At 67.1% G+C, this 16,943-nt stretch carries 12 protein-coding genes and 1 tRNA gene; 3 read left to right on the top strand and 10 right to left on the bottom strand.

The features are described 5' to 3' along the window. Positions 1-77: transfer RNA gene (locus ACX9GQ_RS24285), tRNA-Met, on the top strand. On the opposite strand, the gene ACX9GQ_RS24280 is transcribed toward ACX9GQ_RS24285, so the two are convergent. The 6 genes from ACX9GQ_RS24280 to ACX9GQ_RS24255 all read right to left on the bottom strand — a co-directional run bounded on the left by ACX9GQ_RS24280 (position 34) and on the right by ACX9GQ_RS24255 (position 9,401). Continuing rightward, positions 34-1,704: a recombinase family protein gene (locus ACX9GQ_RS24280; RefSeq protein ID WP_459632196.1), complete on the bottom strand. Its 1,671-nt coding sequence runs from the start codon at positions 1,702-1,704 to the stop codon at positions 34-36. The genes ACX9GQ_RS24285 and ACX9GQ_RS24280 overlap by 44 nt on opposite strands. Before the next feature lie 595 nt (positions 1,705-2,299). Next, entirely contained in the window at positions 2,300-3,484 is a 1,185-nt protein-coding gene (locus tag ACX9GQ_RS24275; protein WP_459632193.1) for an HAD family hydrolase, read from the bottom strand. A 274-nt stretch (positions 3,485-3,758) separates the two neighbouring features. Then, complete coding sequence (locus ACX9GQ_RS24270) at positions 3,759-5,378, bottom strand: arylsulfatase (RefSeq protein ID WP_459632192.1); 1,620 nt, start codon at positions 5,376-5,378, stop codon at positions 3,759-3,761. Next, positions 5,375-6,364, bottom strand: coding sequence for a formylglycine-generating enzyme family protein (locus tag ACX9GQ_RS24265; protein ID WP_459632191.1), 990 nt, complete (start codon positions 6,362-6,364; stop codon positions 5,375-5,377). Before ACX9GQ_RS24265 ends, ACX9GQ_RS24270 begins: the two co-directional genes overlap by 4 nt. Before the next feature lie 164 nt (positions 6,365-6,528). After that, complete coding sequence (locus ACX9GQ_RS24260; protein ID WP_459632190.1) at positions 6,529-8,238, bottom strand: thiamine pyrophosphate-requiring protein; 1,710 nt, start codon at positions 8,236-8,238, stop codon at positions 6,529-6,531. Positions 8,239-8,453: 215 nt separating this feature from the next. Further along, positions 8,454-9,401 carry a helix-turn-helix domain-containing protein gene (locus tag ACX9GQ_RS24255; protein WP_459632189.1) on the bottom strand — a complete coding sequence of 316 codons (948 nt, stop codon included), beginning with the start codon at positions 9,399-9,401 and terminating at the stop codon, positions 8,454-8,456. Positions 9,402-9,595: 194 nt separating this feature from the next. Between ACX9GQ_RS24255 and ACX9GQ_RS24250 the strand changes: the two genes are divergently transcribed. Next, on the top strand, positions 9,596-9,886 hold the full coding sequence (locus tag ACX9GQ_RS24250) for a helix-turn-helix domain-containing protein (protein ID WP_459632188.1): 291 nt from the start codon (positions 9,596-9,598) through the stop codon (positions 9,884-9,886). A 267-nt stretch (positions 9,887-10,153) separates the two neighbouring features. Here the strand turns inward: ACX9GQ_RS24250 and ACX9GQ_RS24245 are convergent, their stop codons facing one another. Together ACX9GQ_RS24245 and ACX9GQ_RS24240 are read right to left on the bottom strand one after the other, a co-directional pair. Further along, complete coding sequence (locus ACX9GQ_RS24245; protein ID WP_459632187.1) at positions 10,154-10,537, bottom strand: hypothetical protein; 384 nt, start codon at positions 10,535-10,537, stop codon at positions 10,154-10,156. A 227-nt stretch (positions 10,538-10,764) separates the two neighbouring features. Further along, positions 10,765-11,715: an AraC family transcriptional regulator gene (locus tag ACX9GQ_RS24240; RefSeq protein WP_459632186.1), complete on the bottom strand. Its 951-nt coding sequence runs from the start codon at positions 11,713-11,715 to the stop codon at positions 10,765-10,767. A 160-nt stretch (positions 11,716-11,875) separates the two neighbouring features. Here ACX9GQ_RS24240 and ACX9GQ_RS24235 point away from each other — a divergent pair, with 160 nt between their 5' ends. Beyond that, complete coding sequence (locus ACX9GQ_RS24235) at positions 11,876-13,540, top strand: DUF1254 domain-containing protein (RefSeq protein WP_459632185.1); 1,665 nt, start codon at positions 11,876-11,878, stop codon at positions 13,538-13,540. A gap of 517 nt (positions 13,541-14,057) precedes the next feature. Here the strand turns inward: ACX9GQ_RS24235 and ACX9GQ_RS24230 are convergent. Together ACX9GQ_RS24230 and ACX9GQ_RS24225 are read right to left on the bottom strand one after the other, a co-directional pair. Then, positions 14,058-15,155 (bottom strand): tyrosine-type recombinase/integrase, encoded by a 1,098-nt coding sequence (locus ACX9GQ_RS24230; protein WP_459632184.1) that lies wholly within the window; start codon positions 15,153-15,155, stop codon positions 14,058-14,060. Next, complete coding sequence (locus ACX9GQ_RS24225) at positions 15,152-16,888, bottom strand: hypothetical protein (protein ID WP_459632183.1); 1,737 nt, start codon at positions 16,886-16,888, stop codon at positions 15,152-15,154. The genes ACX9GQ_RS24230 and ACX9GQ_RS24225 overlap by 4 nt, the downstream gene beginning before the upstream one ends. Between the last annotated feature and the right edge of the window lie 55 nt (positions 16,889-16,943).

Here is a 16,943-nt window from a genome sequence, read left to right as displayed (position 1 = left end):
CGCGGGGTGGAGCAGCCCGGTAGCTCGTCAGGCTCATAACCTGAAGGTCACAGGTTCAAATCCTGTCCCCGCAACCACCTTTACCGAACGCCTCGATCCAGCATCCAGCGCCGCCCCGTCCCGGGCGGCGTTCTTGCGTTCCGACCCCATCGCGACCTCGACCATCGACGCGATCTCGCCGACGAGTTCGACCTCGAACCCGCCGCCCTCGCGCGGGCGCACGATCACCTGCTCGATCAGCGAGCGGACGATGTCCAGGGCTTCGGCCTGCGTGCGCGGGTCCTGCAGCGCCTCGTGCAAGGCCGCGACCTTCTTGCGGTAGAGGTCGGCGAGGTTCGGGTGAAGACGGATCGGCGAGGGTGCCGGCGCCGCCAGCGTCGCCTCGATCTGCCGGCGCTCCGTCTCGAGGGCGTCGAGCCGCTGCTGGAGACCCGGCGAACGCAGACCTTCGGCGATCGCCGTAATCAGCCCATCGAGCTGCCGCTCGATCTCTGCCTTCCTCTTCTCCACCCGACGGCGCTCCGCCTCTGCCTCGCCGCGGCTCGCGTTCACCTCCGCGTGGAAGGCGGCGATGAACTCGGCGACGAGGTCGGGTGCCATCAGGTTGTGCTGCAGCGCGGAGATCACGATCTCCTCCAGCACGCCGCGCTTCACGCCGGTCGTGTTGGTGCAGAGCCCGTTGCGATGGGCGCGCGAGCAGCGCAGGTAGTCCTTGCCGACGGCGGCAAGCGGATGCCCGCAGCAGCCGCACACCGCGAGGCCCGTCAGCACATGCTTCGGCCGGCGCTTCTCCCAGAACCGCCCCGCCTTGATGGCCTGCGCCGTCGGCGAGGCGGCGATGTCGGAGAGCCGGCTGGAGACACTCTTCCACAGCGCGTCATCGATGATCCGTAGTTCCGGCACATCCTCCACGACCCACTCGCTCGGAGGGTTCGGGCGCGACACCCGCTTGCCCGTGGCCGGATCCTTGATGAACCGCATGCGGTTCCACACGAGCCGACCGACATAGAGCTCGTTCCTCAGGATGCCGGTCCCGCGCCCACCGTGGCCGCGGATCGTCGTGTCCTGCCACGGGCGGCCCTCGGGCCCGGTGACCCCCTCACGGTTGAGTTGTGTCGCGATGGCCCGGGGCGAGGCGCCGGCCGCGAACTCCGAGAAGATCCGCTGCACGACAGAGGCCTCGTCGGCGTCGATGATCCGCTTGCCGCGAACGCGCTCGCCGTCGGCATCGACCTCCTTCGCGACCTTGTAGCCATACGCCTTCCCGCCGGCCGAGCGGCCCTGCTCCACCCGGCCCCGCAGGCCCCGGTGCGTCTTCGCCGCCAGGTCGCGCAGGAACAGCGCGTTCATCGTGCCCTTCAGGCCGACATGCAGTTCGCTGATCTGCCCCTCGGCCAGCGTCACCAACCGGACGCCCGCGAAGGTCAACGCCTTGTAGAGCGCGGCCACGTCCTCCTGGTCGCGGGACAGCCGATCCAGCGCCTCCGCAACGACGACGTCGAACTGCCCGGTCCGCGCATCCGCCAGCAGCCGCTGGTACTCCGGCCTGAACCTGCTCGATCCGCTCGCCGCACGATCGGCGTACTCGCCCACGACCGTCCAGCCGCGCGCCTCCGCCGCCTCGCGGCACAAACGAACCTGGTCCTCGATCGAGGCCTCACGCTGCAGATCGCTGCTGTACCTCGCGTAGATCACGGCGCGCATCGCGGATCCTCCTGAGGCTTAGGATATGGGGATTGGAGCGGCGCGCGGAAGCACGGACGCGAATTGAAGATGGGGATTGGTGCCGCAATTGCCTCTGGATCCTTCTCCTTCCGAAGGCAAAGGTCACACGTTCGAATCGTGTCGGGTGCGCCACTTATCTATCTGAAATCATTGCGCTTTGACCTCGCGCAAAACATCGCGGTCCAGCGGCGATTAGTCCGGGGTAACACCAGGGTAACACCGCGGCAAATCCCGTCTCGCCCCGGAACTCCCTCTCCTGGGCACCAATCCGTGGATTTTTTAGTATGTCTTTCAAATAATCGGACTTTTGGCTGTTCACAGTCCCACATTCGGTCCCACTTTGCTCTTGGTTGCGCCCCACAGCTTGAGACTTAGGTCGGAGCAGCTGCGCACCACGCAAATTAGGTCCTGTGAACCCATCCGTCCTCGCAGTGCTAAACTGTGATTTATGGTCCAACAACAGCGTGTGGGTTACGGCGGGGAACGTCAGCGCCTCGACGGTGGACCTCGCCTCGGCGCCGCTGACGGTGCGGGTGACGAAGCGGCAGAAGCATAGCCTGGGCTGACGCGCGCTTCAGTCCCGCTCGAAGATCCGCGTCCAGTCCTCGCGCATTGAAACGACGTGCCACCCGCGCCCTGCTGCCTCATCAAGCGCGCGAGAGAGCCGTCCGACATGGCTCTCCCGGTCATAGGCATATTCGCGCTCCGCGTCGTCGTGACGGATGATCATGCCAAGCCGCCGCCCAGGCCCCTCCGTCGCGTAGCGCAACATGTGCCAGTCACCGTCTGAATTGCCAAAGACGGCAATCGGCCGCTGGCCGACATGTCGAGCGATGCCGACCGGCTTGCCTGGCCCGTCAGTCACGAAGTCCACGCGCGGCTCGCGCGTCAGCGTGATGCGCCCGTCCTGCTCGCTGGGTGTCAGGGCGAAGGTCGACCCGATGACCTGATGCGGCGGGATGCCGTAGATCTCCTGCGCGAAGGCGCGAACGAATTCGACTCCCCCGCCGGAGACGACGAACGTTGTGAAGCCGTTGGCGCGCAGGAAGGCCAGGACCTCCAGCATCGGCTGGTAGACGAGTTGCGTGTATGGCCGGCGCCATCTCGTGTCGCGCGCGGCGGCGAGCCATTCCGCGGCCATCCGCTGGAACGCCTCGGGCGAGTTCCCGGCCTGGGCCGCGGCTGCAAGCTTCAGGAGCCCATTCACGCCGTCCGCCGCAGCGCCACGCAGGTCGCCCGCGATCGCGGCGCGGAAGAGCGGATCTTGCTGCCACTCCGGATGCTGCGGGGCGAACGTGCGGATGCTGTCGAGGATGAAAAGGAGCTGCGTGTAGACCGGCTGCTCCACCCAGAGCGTGCCGTCATTGTCGAACACGGCGATGCGCTGCGCGGGCGCAACGAACTCCGAAGAGCCCTCGCGCGTGACCGCCGCCACGAAGTCCAGCAGCGCCCTTCTGCGCGGGCCGTCGCGCCAGGACGGCAGCGGATCCCGGGCAGGCTGGGCGCGCAGCGAGGTTGCGCCGAGGCCTGCCAGCAGAAGGCCGAGGGCGGCGCGACGTGTCGCGAGCGGTGTCATGGGTTTCGTTCTCCACGCCGACTGCAATAACGGAATCGTACTGGCTGCGCCCTGCCGGGCGGAGGCAGGGCAGGCCAGGGCGACGGAGTGAACCGCGTCGGAGGGCGCCGGGCTGCTGCAGCTTCGCCCGGTCCGGAGCGGACGCAGGACGTCTGGGCCTGTTCGCTGCGACGCCTTCGTCATCTGGGGGCCGCGCGCATCTCATGCGGATTCAGAAGGTGACGCTGACCGCGGGAAATGGCCCGCCGAACGGGAAGTCCGGCACGGCATCGCCCGCGGGGAGGCAGATGAGCGCAACGGCAGCACCAGCCGCAAACGGCGGAGTTTCCGACCTGGACATCGTCATCGGTCTTCTTCGTGACGGAGGGGCGGTTGCCGGCAGCGGCGCGGCCCTTCAATCAATCGCGCAACATCCCATGGCCGCCCCGCCTGGCGATGGGCGGCCATGGTCGGCCCTTCAGCGCCCGCCCGCACCCTGGCGCAGTCGCGCCATCGCTTCGCCGAGTCCGAAACTACCCGGCGCTTGGCGCGGCGGGAAGTCGCGGAAGGTCTCGAGGAATTGCCCGACGATGGCCTGCGCCGGCACCAGGACGAAGGCGTGCTCGGCGCGCCAGCGGCCATAGTCGAACGATTCGTATGCCCGCTCATAGGGGTCGCTGCGCAGGTTGTATAGCTGCGGGAAGCGCAGCGGCGTGAAGGGCCGCTCCCAAACCGAAAAGCCATGCGCCTCCTGGATCAGGAAGTGGATCTTCCACTGGTTGAAGCGGAGCGCCGCGAGGTCGCCGTCGTCGGTGAAGTAGAACAACTCCCGCCGCGCGCCTTCCCCGGTGCGGGTCAGCAGCGGCAGCTGGTTATAGCCGTCGAGGTGGACCTTGTAGGTCCGCCGGCCCGCCTGGTGGCCGGCGAGCAGCTTCTGCGTGATCTCCGGCTCGCCCGCCGCGGCCAGCAGCGTCGGCAGCCAGTCCTGGTGGGAAAAGATGTCGTTGATCACCTGCCCCGCCTGGATGCGCGCAGGCCAGCGCACCAGGCTCGGTACGCGGAAGCCGCCTTCCCAGGCCGTCGCCTTCTCGCCGCGGAAGGGCGTGGCGCCGCCATCGGGCCAGGACATCACCTCGGCGCCGTTGTCGGTCGAGTAGAGCACAATCGTGTTCTCGGTGATCCCGAGGTCGTCGAGCTTCTTCAGCAGCTGCCCGACATGGCCGTCATGCTCGACCATGCCGTCCGGATAGACGCCAAAGCCGGTCACGCCGCGGCTGGCTTCCTTCAGCCGCGTCCAGACGTGCATCCGGGTGGAGTTGAACCAGGTGAAGAAGGGCTTGCCCTCGCGATGCGCGCGGTCGATGAAGTCGAGTGCGCCAGCGAGGAACTCTTCGTCCACCGTCTCCATGCGCCGCATGGTCAGCGGGCCGGTGTTCTCGATCCGCTGCGTGCCGTCCGGGTTCGCCCAGGACTTGATCACGCCGCGCGGGCCGAAGCGCTGGCGGAATTCCGGGTTGCGCGGGTAGTCCGGGTGCTCCGGCTCGTCCTCGGCGTTCAGGTGGTAGAGGCTGCCGAAGAACTCGTCGAAACCGTGCATGGTCGGCAGGTGCTCGTCGCGGTCGCCGAGGTGGTTCTTGCCGAACTGCCCCGTCGCATAGCCGAGCGGCTTGAGCAGCGTCGCTATGGTGGGGTCCTCGGGGCCCATGCCCTCCGGCGCGCCGGGCAGGCCGACCTTGGAGAGGCCGGTGCGAAGCGGGCTCTGGCCGGTGATGAAGGCGGAGCGGCCGGCGGTGCAGGAATTTTCCCCGTACGCATCGGTGAACAGCACGCCCTCGCGCGCGATCCGGTCGATGTTGGGCGTGCGGTAGCCCATCATGCCCATGTTGTAGCAGGACGGGTTCGACCACCCGATGTCGTCGCCCCAGATCACCAGGATGTTGGGGCGGCCCGCCGCGCCGCCCGTAGGCGCTGCGGCGCGCGGCTGCGCGGGCGGCGTCTGGGCCTGCGCGATCTGCACGCCACCCGCGGCGGCGGCGAGGCCGGCGGCGCCGCCGAGCAGCATGGACCGGCGCGACGGCCGAGTTTCGTTGTTCTTCATCGGGCGTTTCCTTCCTGTATCGTCGATCGGTTGCGGCGGATGCAGCGGAACCCGATATGGCTCATGCCGCTGTCCACCATCTGGGCGTGGCGGGCGGCCGGTCGGTAGCGCCGGCAGTAGGAGGGCGCGCAGAGGAAGCTGCCGCCCTTGACCACCTTGCGCGGGATGCGGATGCGCGGTTGGGCGGGGTCGTAGCTGCCCTCCATCGCGGGGCCGCGAGGATCGGTCGGCGCGCAGCAGGGCTTCGCGGGATCGGCGGCATGGCGCGCGGCGAACCAGTCCGTCGTCCACTGCCAGACATTGCCTGCCATGTCGTAGAGGCCGTAGCCGTTGGGCGGATAGCTCGCGACAGGTGCGGTGCGCTCGAAACCATCTACGGCGAAGTTCCGCCAGGGAAAGGGCCCCTGCCAGGTGTTGGCGAGGTGCACGCCGCCCGGCGCCAGTTCGTCACCCCAAACGAACTCCCGGCGATCCAGGCCACCGCGGGCGGCGAATTCCCACTCGGCCTCGGTCGGCAACTCCTTGCCGACCCAAGCGGCATAGGCCTCCGCATCCTCATAGGCGACGTGCACCACGGGATGATCCTCGCGCCCCATGAGGTCGCTGCCCGGGCCTTCCGGGTGGCGCCACTGTGCGCCCGGGGTCCAGTGCCACCACTTCGCGATCTCGCGGCTATCCACCGGGCCGTCCGTCATGCGGAAGACGAGCGCGCCAGGAACCAGCATGGCCGCATCCGCGCCCGGGTAGGCCGCGGGATCAAGCGGCCGCTCGGCGACCGTCACGTAGCCGGTCGCGGCGACGAAGGCCTCATATTGCGAATTCGTCACGGTAGTGGCGTCCATCAGGAAGGCGCTCACCGTCACCTGATGCGCCGGGCGTTCCTCCGGGTAGTGGTTGTCGGATCCCATCACGAAGGTTCCACCGGGAATCGCGACCATCCCGGCCGGTGCCGCCCTCTCCGGCGGCGTTGACGGCTGCGCGCGCATGCCTCCCCCCTCGACTCACGGTGTTAGGTTAGAAACGGCGCGAAGAACGCCCATTCCGCATCGCTCATCAATCCGCGAAGCACCGCTGCCCTTCTCAAAGAGCAGCGGTGAATCAGACGTCAGATGTTTTGGGAATCCCGTTTGTCCACACGACCTGGTCAGCCCTACCGCCTCTGGCACACGACATTCAGAGTCGCCTGCCGTCCCTGCGCGACCTGTTCGAGGGCGCGGCCGATGGCCCCCTTGAGCTTGGCTGGGTCGTCCACCTTCTCGCCGTAGCCGCCGAAGGCCTCTGTGATCTTGTGGTAGTCGGGCGAGGGCGAAAGGTCGACGATCGGCAGGCTGTTGGCCTTGGCGGCGAGCCCGTCCGGGTACATGTTGACGACAGCCTCGCGGACGGCGTGCCACTCATGATTGTTCATGATCATGGTGAGGACGGGCAGTTTTTGCGCCTGGCTGACGAAATGGGCCGCCGTCGGGCAGCCGAACATATAACCGCCGTCGCCACAGGTCGTGATCACCGTGCGGTCCGGGGCGGCGAACTTGGCGCCCAGCCCCATGCCAAGCGCCATGCCGAGCGACCCCGACCCCAGGGACGTTGCCATGAAGTCGCGTTCGTCCTCGATGTCGAGGAAGTCAAAGGGCACGCCAATCTCCTCGACGATCGTGGTGTTGGCGCCCTTGACCTCGTTCACGCAATGGGCGGCCCAGACATAGTTGATCGGGCGCTGGGTGGACGCGGCCTCGAGGGCGGCCTTGCGACCCTCGAGCAGCGCCTGGCGCTTTTCGCCGTTGAGCTTGCGGCGGCGGTCGGTGGCCGCCTCCCTGCCCTTCAGCTTCATTTTGAGCATGTCACCCAGCATCGTGAGCGCCGCAGTCGGATCGCCGGCGATGGCGAGGTCCATCTCGAAGCCGCGGAAGGGATAGGTAGCGAAAAGCGGGTCCGGGGCGATGTGGATGAGCCGGGCATCCTTGTTGGGCTGCATGTGTTTCGGCACCCACGGAACCGGCGAGTTCAGCGCGAGGATGAGGTCGGCGGCCTTGAGCGCGGGGCCGTTCAGCCGACCCAGGTTCATCGGGTTCGACGAGGAAAGCGCGGCGTGCGGGCCGGTGTGTACCGCGATTGCGTGGGCCTCCGCGAAAGCCCCGAGCGCCTTGAAAATTGCGGCGTTCGCCGGGGTGGTCATGATGATGATCGGGTTCTCCGCCGCCGCGATCATATCGGCGGCGCGCTCGAGCGCATCGACGTCGGGGATCGCCGGGACGGAGCCGAAGGCGCGCCCGCGCGGCAGGGGGCCGGGGTTGGTCGAGGGACTGCCCAGCAATTCGCGCGGCAGTTGAAGGTAGACCGGGCCTTTGGGCTCGCTCATGGCGATGTCGACGGCGCGGCCGACGAGCGTGTTGATCGGCTGGCCGTGGCGCAACTCGTATTCCCACTTCACGTGTTCGCGCACCATGGCCGCCTGGTCGAAATTCTCCTGAGGCCAATGGATCCATTCCTCGCGGGACCCTGCGTCGCCGGTCTCGGTGCTCGGCGTGCGGCCGGAGGCCAGAAACATCGGCGTATTGTTACGCGCGGCGTTCATGAGCGCGCAGATCGTGTTCGCGGTGCCCACGTTGACGTGCACCATGGCACCCGCGATGTTGCCGCTGATCTGGTAATAGCCCTGCGCCATGGCGACGGCGACGTGCTCGTGCGGCACGGTGACGAATTCGGGCATGTCGCCGCCGTCCTGCCGGTTCTGCAGGATACCCTCGATGATCGGCGCGAAATCGGTGCCGCCGTTGGCGAATACGTGGCGAATGCCACAGGCCTTGAGCGCCGCCATGTAGGACTGGGCGACCGTGGTCCCCTTGGTCGTCTGGACGTCCATTGATGTTCTCCTGAAGCCTCTCGGGCCGTCCGCAGTCGAACGGCAGCCGAATTGTGGGAGTCCGAAAATCAGGCTGGCCTTCTGGCCGACCGGCCGCGCCTGTTCGGAGCCTCCATCAGCGCTACTGTCCGCAAAGGAGCTGGGCCCGCTATCCGCAATCGGCAGAACCGGCCAAAGCCTCTGCCGAGCGCTCGGCGATCAACACACCAACCGGGCTACCTCTGAGCCCGCTGCAATGTGTCCGAAGGGAGTTCGCCGAACAGACGGCGATATTGGCTGGAGAAGCGCCCCAGGTGGAAGAAGCCAAACCGCATCGCAGCTTCGGTCACTGACGTCGCCGCGCCGCTGCGCAACGCTCGCCTTACCTTGTTGAGGCGCATGGAGTTCATGAAATGCCGAGGCGCGATGCCGAGGCAAGTACGAAAGGCGTCGTCGAGAGTGCGCATGGGAACACTCAACACAGCGCAAACTTCGGCAACGGTCAGCGGCTCTTCGCGGTCGGACTCCATGAGGTCACGTGCCCGGGAGACAATCTTTTCGCGCGCTGACCAACCGCGCAATGGTTCCTGTCCCTGCACATCACCGAGAAGGGCATCGAGGACGAGGTCCTCGGCTCGTCTGCCCACGTCGCCGTCCAAGCCCGCGACTTCTCCCGCAAGCAGCGAGGTCGGGCCGTTTGAGTAGAGCAAATCGAGCAGAGTTTGCGCACGTGCCGCTGCCGCCGTGTGCGACCGCAGTGCGTGTCCGGACCTCGCCATCTGCGACAAGGGGCGGTCGAACATTGCCAGGCAAACTGAATCGACGTGAGAACTGTTCACGGTCCATGAAATGACCTGGACGCCGGGAGCCCTCGAAAGGTGGAGTTCCCGCCCCCCGGAAACCACGGCGACCTCATGGGGCTGGTGCACGTGGTGATTTACCGAAAGCGCACCGGTACCGGGCACCGCAAGACCGAGTACATATGATTGTTGCGGGACGCCCCCGTCTGCCGTGATCGCTGGCCCATACGCAGTGAGCATGAGCTGTGAGTGGGGGAGCCTCAGAATATCCACAGTGGCCAGGAACTTCCCGCCTGACATCTGGCTTTGCTGCATATGCATCCCGAACAGCATCATCCGCGATGCGCAATCGTCCGGATCGACGGACAGCAGCCTGCCCGTCATCTCGTGCACCAGTTTCCGACAAGTGGGGTCACGGGGATGGCTCCATGACAACGGCGCCAATTCACCCAATCGGGATGCTGGTGACCATTGCGCGGTCGCGAGCAAATCTGGCTGGAACAATGTTCCTATTTGAATTCAACACTATCATGTTCCTGCCGTTTGCGGATAGCTCGTAGATCCCCGTACCCTCTACCGTGCTTTTCCGGCTGTCCGATCCGGAGAGGCGATTGAAGAGGCGTCAGGACGAAAAGCCAGCGGCCTACAAAGCAGCGATCCGGCAGCTTGCGGATGGCGTGCCCGTGGCAACAATTTGCGCTCGCTTCGCATTTGCACGCTCGACGGTTTATCGATGGAGGGCGCGACTTGCGATCAAGGCTGACCTCCACCGAGAACTTGTGGAAGAAAATCGGCGCCTGCGTCGGCAAGTGCAAAGGCTGGCGGCCGAAAAGGCGATGCTGCAATCCATTTTGTGGCGTGGTGGCTAGCTTGCACCTGACGCAGAGCTCATGAAATCGGAGTTCCAAGCATCCGGCGGGCGTGTTGGCACCGCTTGACGCTAGGCCAAGCAGCAGTTCAGCACGAGGGCGAGCCGTCACCCTCTCCGCAGGTGTCGCCACGCCACTGATCGGGGAACGCCCGGCTGCTTTTGCAATCGAAATCCATTGGCTAACCGGGATTTTCAGCCGTCAAAAGCGTCGGACCAGTGCCGCAGCAGGCGGGCAGCGGCGACCATGATCCGCCGGTCCAGGGCGTCATCGGCTCATGGCGTGCGGCGAGACGTCGTAGGTCGCCCCACGCATCCAGGGCGGCTTCGAGGGCAGGTCGTCGTCGTGCGGGTCGGTGCTGCGGAGCCGTCGGGCGATGCGTCGCTTGGTGGCCCAGGCGCGCCCCACGGGGTCAAGGAACTGCGAGGCGAATGCTGTCTGCCAAGGCCATGCGTGGCGGCTGGCGAAGGTCTTGGCCCCAGGCGCCAGCCACAACGTCCGAACGCGCCGCCCCGTGGCTCGGCAGACGGTGTACCAGTGCCGCCCCCTATACGGCAGTGGCACGCTGGTCATGGTGATCGCCTGCGTGATGCCGTCGTAGGTCAGCGCCATGCTGCCCGTGGTCTCGCTGAGGTTGATGATGGCCTGCACCTCGGGGCCGGACGGGCTCGTACCGCCAGCAGCAAGAGACCCCGCGTAGGGGCCGCAGGGGGATGGCTAAATCGGTCTGGCGGCGTTCTTGGGCAGTCCAATATGGGTATGGCTATGTGAACCGCGGATGGCTGGTTCATGATATGTGCCTCATGGAAGACCATGGACTTCGGCTCTTTTTGACCCTCAGCTGACGAGGCATCGGCCCGAGGCCGCGCGCCGTCGGCCTAGCCACAGGCTGCGAACCGCCAAGCCGTGGCGCTCTTTCCGCTCCATCGGCGGAACGCCTGGCCGAACGCCGAATGGCTGGCGAAGGCGAGGGCGTCCGCGATCTCGCCCACGGGCAGGTCGGTGAGTGCGAGGAGTTCGCGCGCCGCGTTGAAGCGGACGTCGTCGCGGATCGTTTCGAAGACGGTACCTTCGGCGCCGAGCTGCCGGCGGAGGGTTCTCGGGACCAGGCCGAGAGACCGCGCCATGCCGTCCATGGAGGGATCGCCACGCAGGAGTTGCGGGCGCACTCGATGGCGCACGCGGGTCGAGATCGTCCCGACAGGCCTGCCCAGCGCAGCGGTGATCTGCGCGAGGACCTGCTCCCGTCGGACCGGATCGGTCCCGGGGCGGGGATAGTCGATGTCACTGCCCGAAATTATGAGGCGGCATTGGCTTTGGTTGAAACGGACGGGCGCGCGTAGCGTACGCTGGTAGATCCCGGCGTCGTCCGGCCCGGCGTGACAGAGATGGACCTCGATCGGCTGGACCCGCCCACCGGTCAGATCGCGCAGGATGTCGCAGCCGATGGCGACGACCGCGTCGTAGAGCTGGCGGCTGCCCTGCGAGGCCCGGTCGTATATGCCGTAGCCGAGCGCGAAATCCCGGCCGACACGGTGCAGGTAGACGGCTGCGCCGCTGGTGTAGCCGAGCTGCCAGCCGACGAAATCCTGAAGGGCCTCTCTCACCGTCGGGGCTTCCCTCGACAGGTGATGGATGATGCCGTGCTGGGCCCATCGGTAGTGCGCGCCCATCAGGAGGCCGACATGGGTGCAGCCCGTCTGCGCGACGGCGCGCTCCAGAAGGGTGAGGCAAGCGCCAAACGGCAGGAGATCGTCGTGGGACAGCGCGTCGAGATCGACACCGAGCCCTTCGGAAACGGCGGCCGGCGAGCCGCCGAGACTGCGCACGACCGCCGCCAGATGGGCGAAGGCACCGGCCCGCTGGAACGCTGCGGAAAAAGTCTGTCGCACAGCGCTGCGTCCCCAAAACTAAAGCAACGGGATCGGGCCTGCACTAGCTTGACCCGAACCATCGTGCCGTGTCGAGGCAACCCCCGGAGCATTTCCGATGAGCGCAGCATATCGCTTCCTCCTGGCAGGTCTTCTTGCTGCCGCCAGCCTGGTGGGTCCGGCCCGTGCGCAGAGCCTCGACGGCCCGCCGAGCAATCCCGCCCTCAAGTTCTCGACGCAGCGCCCGCCCGGTGTCTATTCGCCCGACAAGGTCGAAACCCGGCTCGGCACACTGAAGTTCACCGACGGCTTCCCGGACAAGGACACGGCCCGGACGCTGCTCGACAATCTCGACTTCCAGCGCGCGGTGCAGGCCTACCTTCTTGCCCTCCCCGCCGTGAACCAGGTCGGCAACCGCAACGCCATCCTGAGCATCGGCCCGGTCAACGCGACCGTTCCCATCTGGGAGGAGATGGTCGACGCCAGGACCGTAGAACTGACCGCCAACGACAACACGCCCTACACCTGGTTCTGGATCGACCTGCGCAAGGGACCGCTGGTCCTCGAGGTGCCGCCCAGGGTGCTCGGCCTCGTCAATGATCTCTGGTACCGCTGGGTGTCGGACGTGGGCATCACGGGACCCGACCGCGGCCAGGGCGGCAAGTTCCTCGTGCTGCCTCCCGGCTACACGGGCGCGGTGCCGGACGGCTACCACGTCGTGCGCCCGGCGACGTTCAGCAACCTCGTGATCTGGCGCAGCTTCGTCGTGGACGGCAGCCCCAAGCCGGGCGTCGACGCGGTGAAGGCCGCGACCCGCATCTATCCGCTCGGCCAGGAGGCGGCCACCAAGGCGCCGACCTTCGTCGACATGTCGGGCAAGCCGTTCAACATGGTGAACCCTGCCGACTTCCGTTACTGGGAGTTGCTGAACCAGGCCGTGCAGGAGGAGCCCAGCGACTCCCTCGACCAGGTCAGGCTCGGCTTCTGGGCGTCCATCGGCATCGAGAAAGGCAAGCCCTTCGCCCCCGACGCGCGCATGAAGGCGATCCTCACCGAGGCCGCCGCCGTCGGCGACGCCACGGCCCGGGCCGTCGCCTTCCACATGCCCGCATCCGAGGACTACTACTACAAGGATGCGTACTGGCAGCTTCCCTTCATCGGCGGCTACAAGTTCCAGTCACAACCGGGCGTGCTGAACCTCGACGGCTACATCTTCTATTACTTCATGGCCACGGGCGTCACGCCGGCAATGGAAGAGAAGATGGTCGGCCTCGGCTCGCAGTACGCGTGGACCGCGCGCGACTCCCAAGGCGAAGCCCTCGACGGCGGCAAGTCCTACCGCCTGCGCCTTCCCGCGAACGTTCCGGTCAAGGATTTCTGGTCAGTCATCCTCTACAGCAACCAGACCCGCTCGATGATCCAGACGGATCAGCGCTTCCCCAGCGTCAGCAGCCAGACCAAGGGGCTGCTCAGGAACGCGGACGGCACGGTCGACGTGTTCTTCGGCCCGAAGGCGCCCGCCGGCAAGGAGGTCAACTGGGTCCAGACCGTCCCCGGAACCGGCTGGAACACCATCCTGCGCCTCTACGGTCCGCTGGAGCCGTGGTTCGCCAAGACCTGGCGGCCCGGCGACATCGAGCCCGTCTCCGCCGACTACACCGAGAGCCTGATCGAAAAGATCGACGGCCGCGTTGCCAGGATTGCGGACTGCCGCAAGCAGGCCGACGCGCGGTCGCTCGATCTCGTGGCGCGGCTGCGCTTCGTCGAGGGGTGCATCCGCTGACGGAGCCTGGTCGTCCCGAGGTCGATCAACACACCTGCTTCAGCGCACGCGGGTCCTGCCCTGCTCGGAGCACTGGGTCGGTCGGCCCTCCTAGGAGGGCCGAGGCCGCGTCGAATGGCACCTGACGCCGAGACTCTCTCAGCCTCGGCCTATTCATCATGTGGCTGTCCAAGTGCTCCTGGCGAGTACGGCTACTACACCACGTCGTCCGTCCATATCCGGGAATGGGCTGACGGGCCGCAGGTTCCGGATGTCGAATTACTTTGCTCCCTTTGAAGGGTCGGAGCTTGGTACATAAAGGTATGGCCTACACGAACCGCAATCAAAGCGGTTCATAAATTCCGTCGGGCGCCGCCAAACTGCACCAGATTAGCCTGAACCGTCCAAAACAGACTGGAACCACAGGTGTGGATGTTGGCTGAGGGTGGACGAAGGAACAGTCTCGCCCGGCGCAGCCCGGACGCCTTCCCTGCCTCGCGTTCCGAGCCTGCTTGCCAATCGTGCCAATGCTCTTGCTTCAGCGATCGCCACCGTCACCACCGGCCTTCCTCAGCGCCTCAACGAACTCCCGGTGCGCCTCCAGCGCCTGCGCCTGCTGGTAGTGCCGCTCGGTCGTGGCTGTATGGCGATGCCCGAGGAGAGGCGTGGCGAGGCGGACGTGCTGCGGGTCCTCGACGGCGAGGGTGGTGGCGGCAGCGTCACGGAACAGGTGCGGGTTGACGTCCTTGCCGAGGCCTTCGCGGGTCCGCTGACGAACCTGGTTGTAGAGTGCCGACTTCGTCATCGGCGAGCCGTGAGAGGAGACCCAGAGGGCTTCGCCGATCGGCCTCGCCCAGCGACCCCTTAGGTTGGCGAGGACGGGCCGGTGAACCGCGAGGTAGACACCGAGCTGGTTGGTGAGCGCCGCCGGACACGGCATGTCGATGGGCTGGTGCGTCTTGGTGTCCTCGGGCGCGATCCGAAGCATCCACGCGTCGCCCACCTGCATGAGCGTGTCGCCGAGGACGAGCCCGGCCAGGTTGCGCCGGCGGAGCGGGCGCAGCGCGAGGAGCGCGATGGTCAGCCCGTCACGGTAGGCGAGGGCGGCCAGCCGCGGCGTCGACAGGTTCGGGGCGTTCTCCATCAGGTCGAGCCCGAGGCCGAGCAGTTCCATCGTGGTGGCGAGCTTCGCCCGCTTGTCGCGCACGGGCACGGTCCGGGCCCTGACCTTAGACGCGATGCGGTTGATGAATGACCAGTCGCGGTCCGGCGTGACGGCGCGGGCGAAGTCGCCCAGCTCCTGCAGGCGGGAGAGGATCGACTGCCCGCCGTTGCCGAGACCCTCCAGGTGCTCGACATAGGCTTTCACCCGGTCGCGGGTGATCCGGGAGTGCGGGGCCGCGTCGGCGTCGAGCTGGCCCGTCGTCGCGAGCCAGGTGAGCCAGCGCCCGTAGCCCTTCTCGGTCTTCACGTTCGAGGCCCGGGAGTGACCCGCACGGGTCCCGCCGGTCGGCTCGAACGGATCGACCGGCATGAGCGCCTCCTGCCAGAGGCGGCGGTCGATGGCCGGCCAGTCGGCCACCTTCATGCAGGCGCGCTCGGGCGCCTTGCCGCGTCCGTAGGGCCCGCCGCTCATCGCCGGGACCCCTTGGGCTTGCCCGCCGCCTTCCCGGCCCCGGAACGCGGTTTCGTCGCCTTTGTGGAAAGTCGCTTCAAGGCTTCCGCCGCCTGACGCATCCGGCCGAGCACGACGTCGTCGAAGTGCATGGCCGCCGTCGTCGACTCCGTGCCGCTGTAGAAGCCCGTCGTCGTCGACATCTTCTTGTGACCCAGCACCCGGCGCATGACCTCGTACTGGCCCGGCCGCACGTCGAGGTAGAGCTTCGCCGCGATGTGGCGGAAGAGATGCGGGTTGATGGTCAGCCCCGTGTACCGGTGCACCAACTCGGCGATCTGCGTGCCCAGTGTGCCGCCACGCTTGGCCTGACCCTCCCGGCCCGGGAAGAGCGCCTTCGTGTCGGCGTCGGCAAGCACGGGACGGTGCTCGCGCAGGTACCACTCCAGCAGCTCAACCGTCCGCTCCGGCAGGATGAACTCCAGCACCTGCCGACTCTTGACCTCGTGGTCCTCGAAGATCAGGTGCCAGCGCCCGCCCACGCGGACGAGATGGGTCTCCAGTTCGATCGCCGCGAGGTTCTTCCGCCGCACGGGCGCGACCAGCAGAAGCTCGATGGCGAGCGCGAGGCCGGCGCGCACCGACGCCCGCTTGCCGGGCAGCACGCCCCGGTCGACCTCGTCGCGCAGCCGTGCCGGCAGGCCCAGCAGCGCGTCCACGGCCTGCGGATCATCGAAGGGGCGCAGCCGCTCGCGGTTCTTGCGCGTGAGCCCCTCCTGCGGCACGGCAAGCCGCTTCACCACCGTGGCCATCTTCGCGAGGTCCGGCTCCGGCGCCTTCACCCAGTGCTTGGCGACGCCCTTCAGCATCGATGCCATGTCGTGGATCGTCGACGACGTCTGCCTGCCCTTGCGCTCGTAGTAGAAGCGCAGGCCTTCGTTGAAGGCGTCAAGCACGACGAGGTCGGCGAGCGACCGCAGCGTCTGGGGATCACGCCCCCGGTGCACCAGCGCCGAGGCGAAGGACCGCAACTGGTACGCGCGCGTCGTGAGCGTGCTCGGTCTTGCGGGCCGCGCGGGACCGTCGTCAGCGAAGTCGCGGCCAGCGAGCCGGTCGAGCCAAGCGTCAACGTCCTGCTTCAGGGACGCCGGGAAGGATGTCCACGGCAGGACATAGACCTCGCGCCGCGACGGCCGTTCGATGCGGATCGAGGGAAAGCCGGTCGTCCGCGACCCCGCGCGATTCCACGCCACCGCAAAGTCCGTCCACGTCTTCTCCGGGTCCTTCAGCAGGGCGTCCCCGAACAGCTCCGACTTGAAGGCCGTCAGGTCGTCGAGCGTCACCGTGTCCGGGCCGATCTGCCGCTCGGACAGCCAGCGCATCAACCGCGACAGTCGGACGCGATCAGCCCGCTTCGGCAGGCCGTCGTGCAGGGCCTGCCACGCCGCCGACATCGGCGTCGTCGACCGCCCCTTCATCACCGGCCGCACCAGCGCCAGGGACGCCCTCAGCAGCGAGCGGATGTTGTTCCACCGCCCGGGGGAGAGGCCGAGCTGCTCGGCCGTCACCGAGGCCAGCCGAAGCCCGAGGGCCTGCGGATCGGCGGCGATCTGGTCGGGCTCGCGCCCCAGGGCGCGGGCGACGGTGCGCACCGCCGACGCCATGTTCTGGCGCCGCTGCGGGGAGAGGTCGGCGGCCTGGATGGCCGCGATGACGTCGGCGAGGGTGGCTCGTGAAGCCTCAGATGTGGACATGAGTGACCTCGTGATGACAGAAGAGGAAGACAGTATCAATTCGTGAGAACATAGC

The organism is Alsobacter sp. R-9 (assembly GCF_054612375.1).
The sequence above is the reverse complement of the archived record's forward strand: the minus strand, read 5'-3'. Positions and strand labels throughout refer to the sequence as shown.

Bases quoted from the DNA above. Each gene is read 5' to 3' on its own strand.
- ACX9GQ_RS24265 (WP_459632191.1), bottom strand. From the start codon at position 6,364: ATGCGCGCGCAGCCGTCAACGCCGCCGGAGAGGGCGGCACCGGCCGGG.
- ACX9GQ_RS24260 (WP_459632190.1), bottom strand. From the start codon at position 8,238: ATGGACGTCCAGACGACCAAGGGGACCACGGTCGCCCAGTCCTACATG.
- ACX9GQ_RS24270 (WP_459632192.1), bottom strand. From the start codon at position 5,378: ATGAAGAACAACGAAACTCGGCCGTCGCGCCGGTCCATGCTGCTCGGC.
- ACX9GQ_RS24255 (WP_459632189.1), bottom strand. From the start codon at position 9,401: ATGACGGGCAGGCTGCTGTCCGTCGATCCGGACGATTGCGCATCGCGG.
- ACX9GQ_RS24280 (WP_459632196.1), bottom strand. From the start codon at position 1,704: ATGCGCGCCGTGATCTACGCGAGGTACAGCAGCGATCTGCAGCGTGAG.
- ACX9GQ_RS24225 (WP_459632183.1), bottom strand. From the start codon at position 16,888: ATGTCCACATCTGAGGCTTCACGAGCCACCCTCGCCGACGTCATCGCG.
- ACX9GQ_RS24230 (WP_459632184.1), bottom strand. From the start codon at position 15,155: ATGAGCGGCGGGCCCTACGGACGCGGCAAGGCGCCCGAGCGCGCCTGC.
- ACX9GQ_RS24235 (WP_459632185.1), top strand. From the start codon at position 11,876: ATGAGCGCAGCATATCGCTTCCTCCTGGCAGGTCTTCTTGCTGCCGCC.
- ACX9GQ_RS24275 (WP_459632193.1), bottom strand. From the start codon at position 3,484: ATGACGAAGGCGTCGCAGCGAACAGGCCCAGACGTCCTGCGTCCGCTC.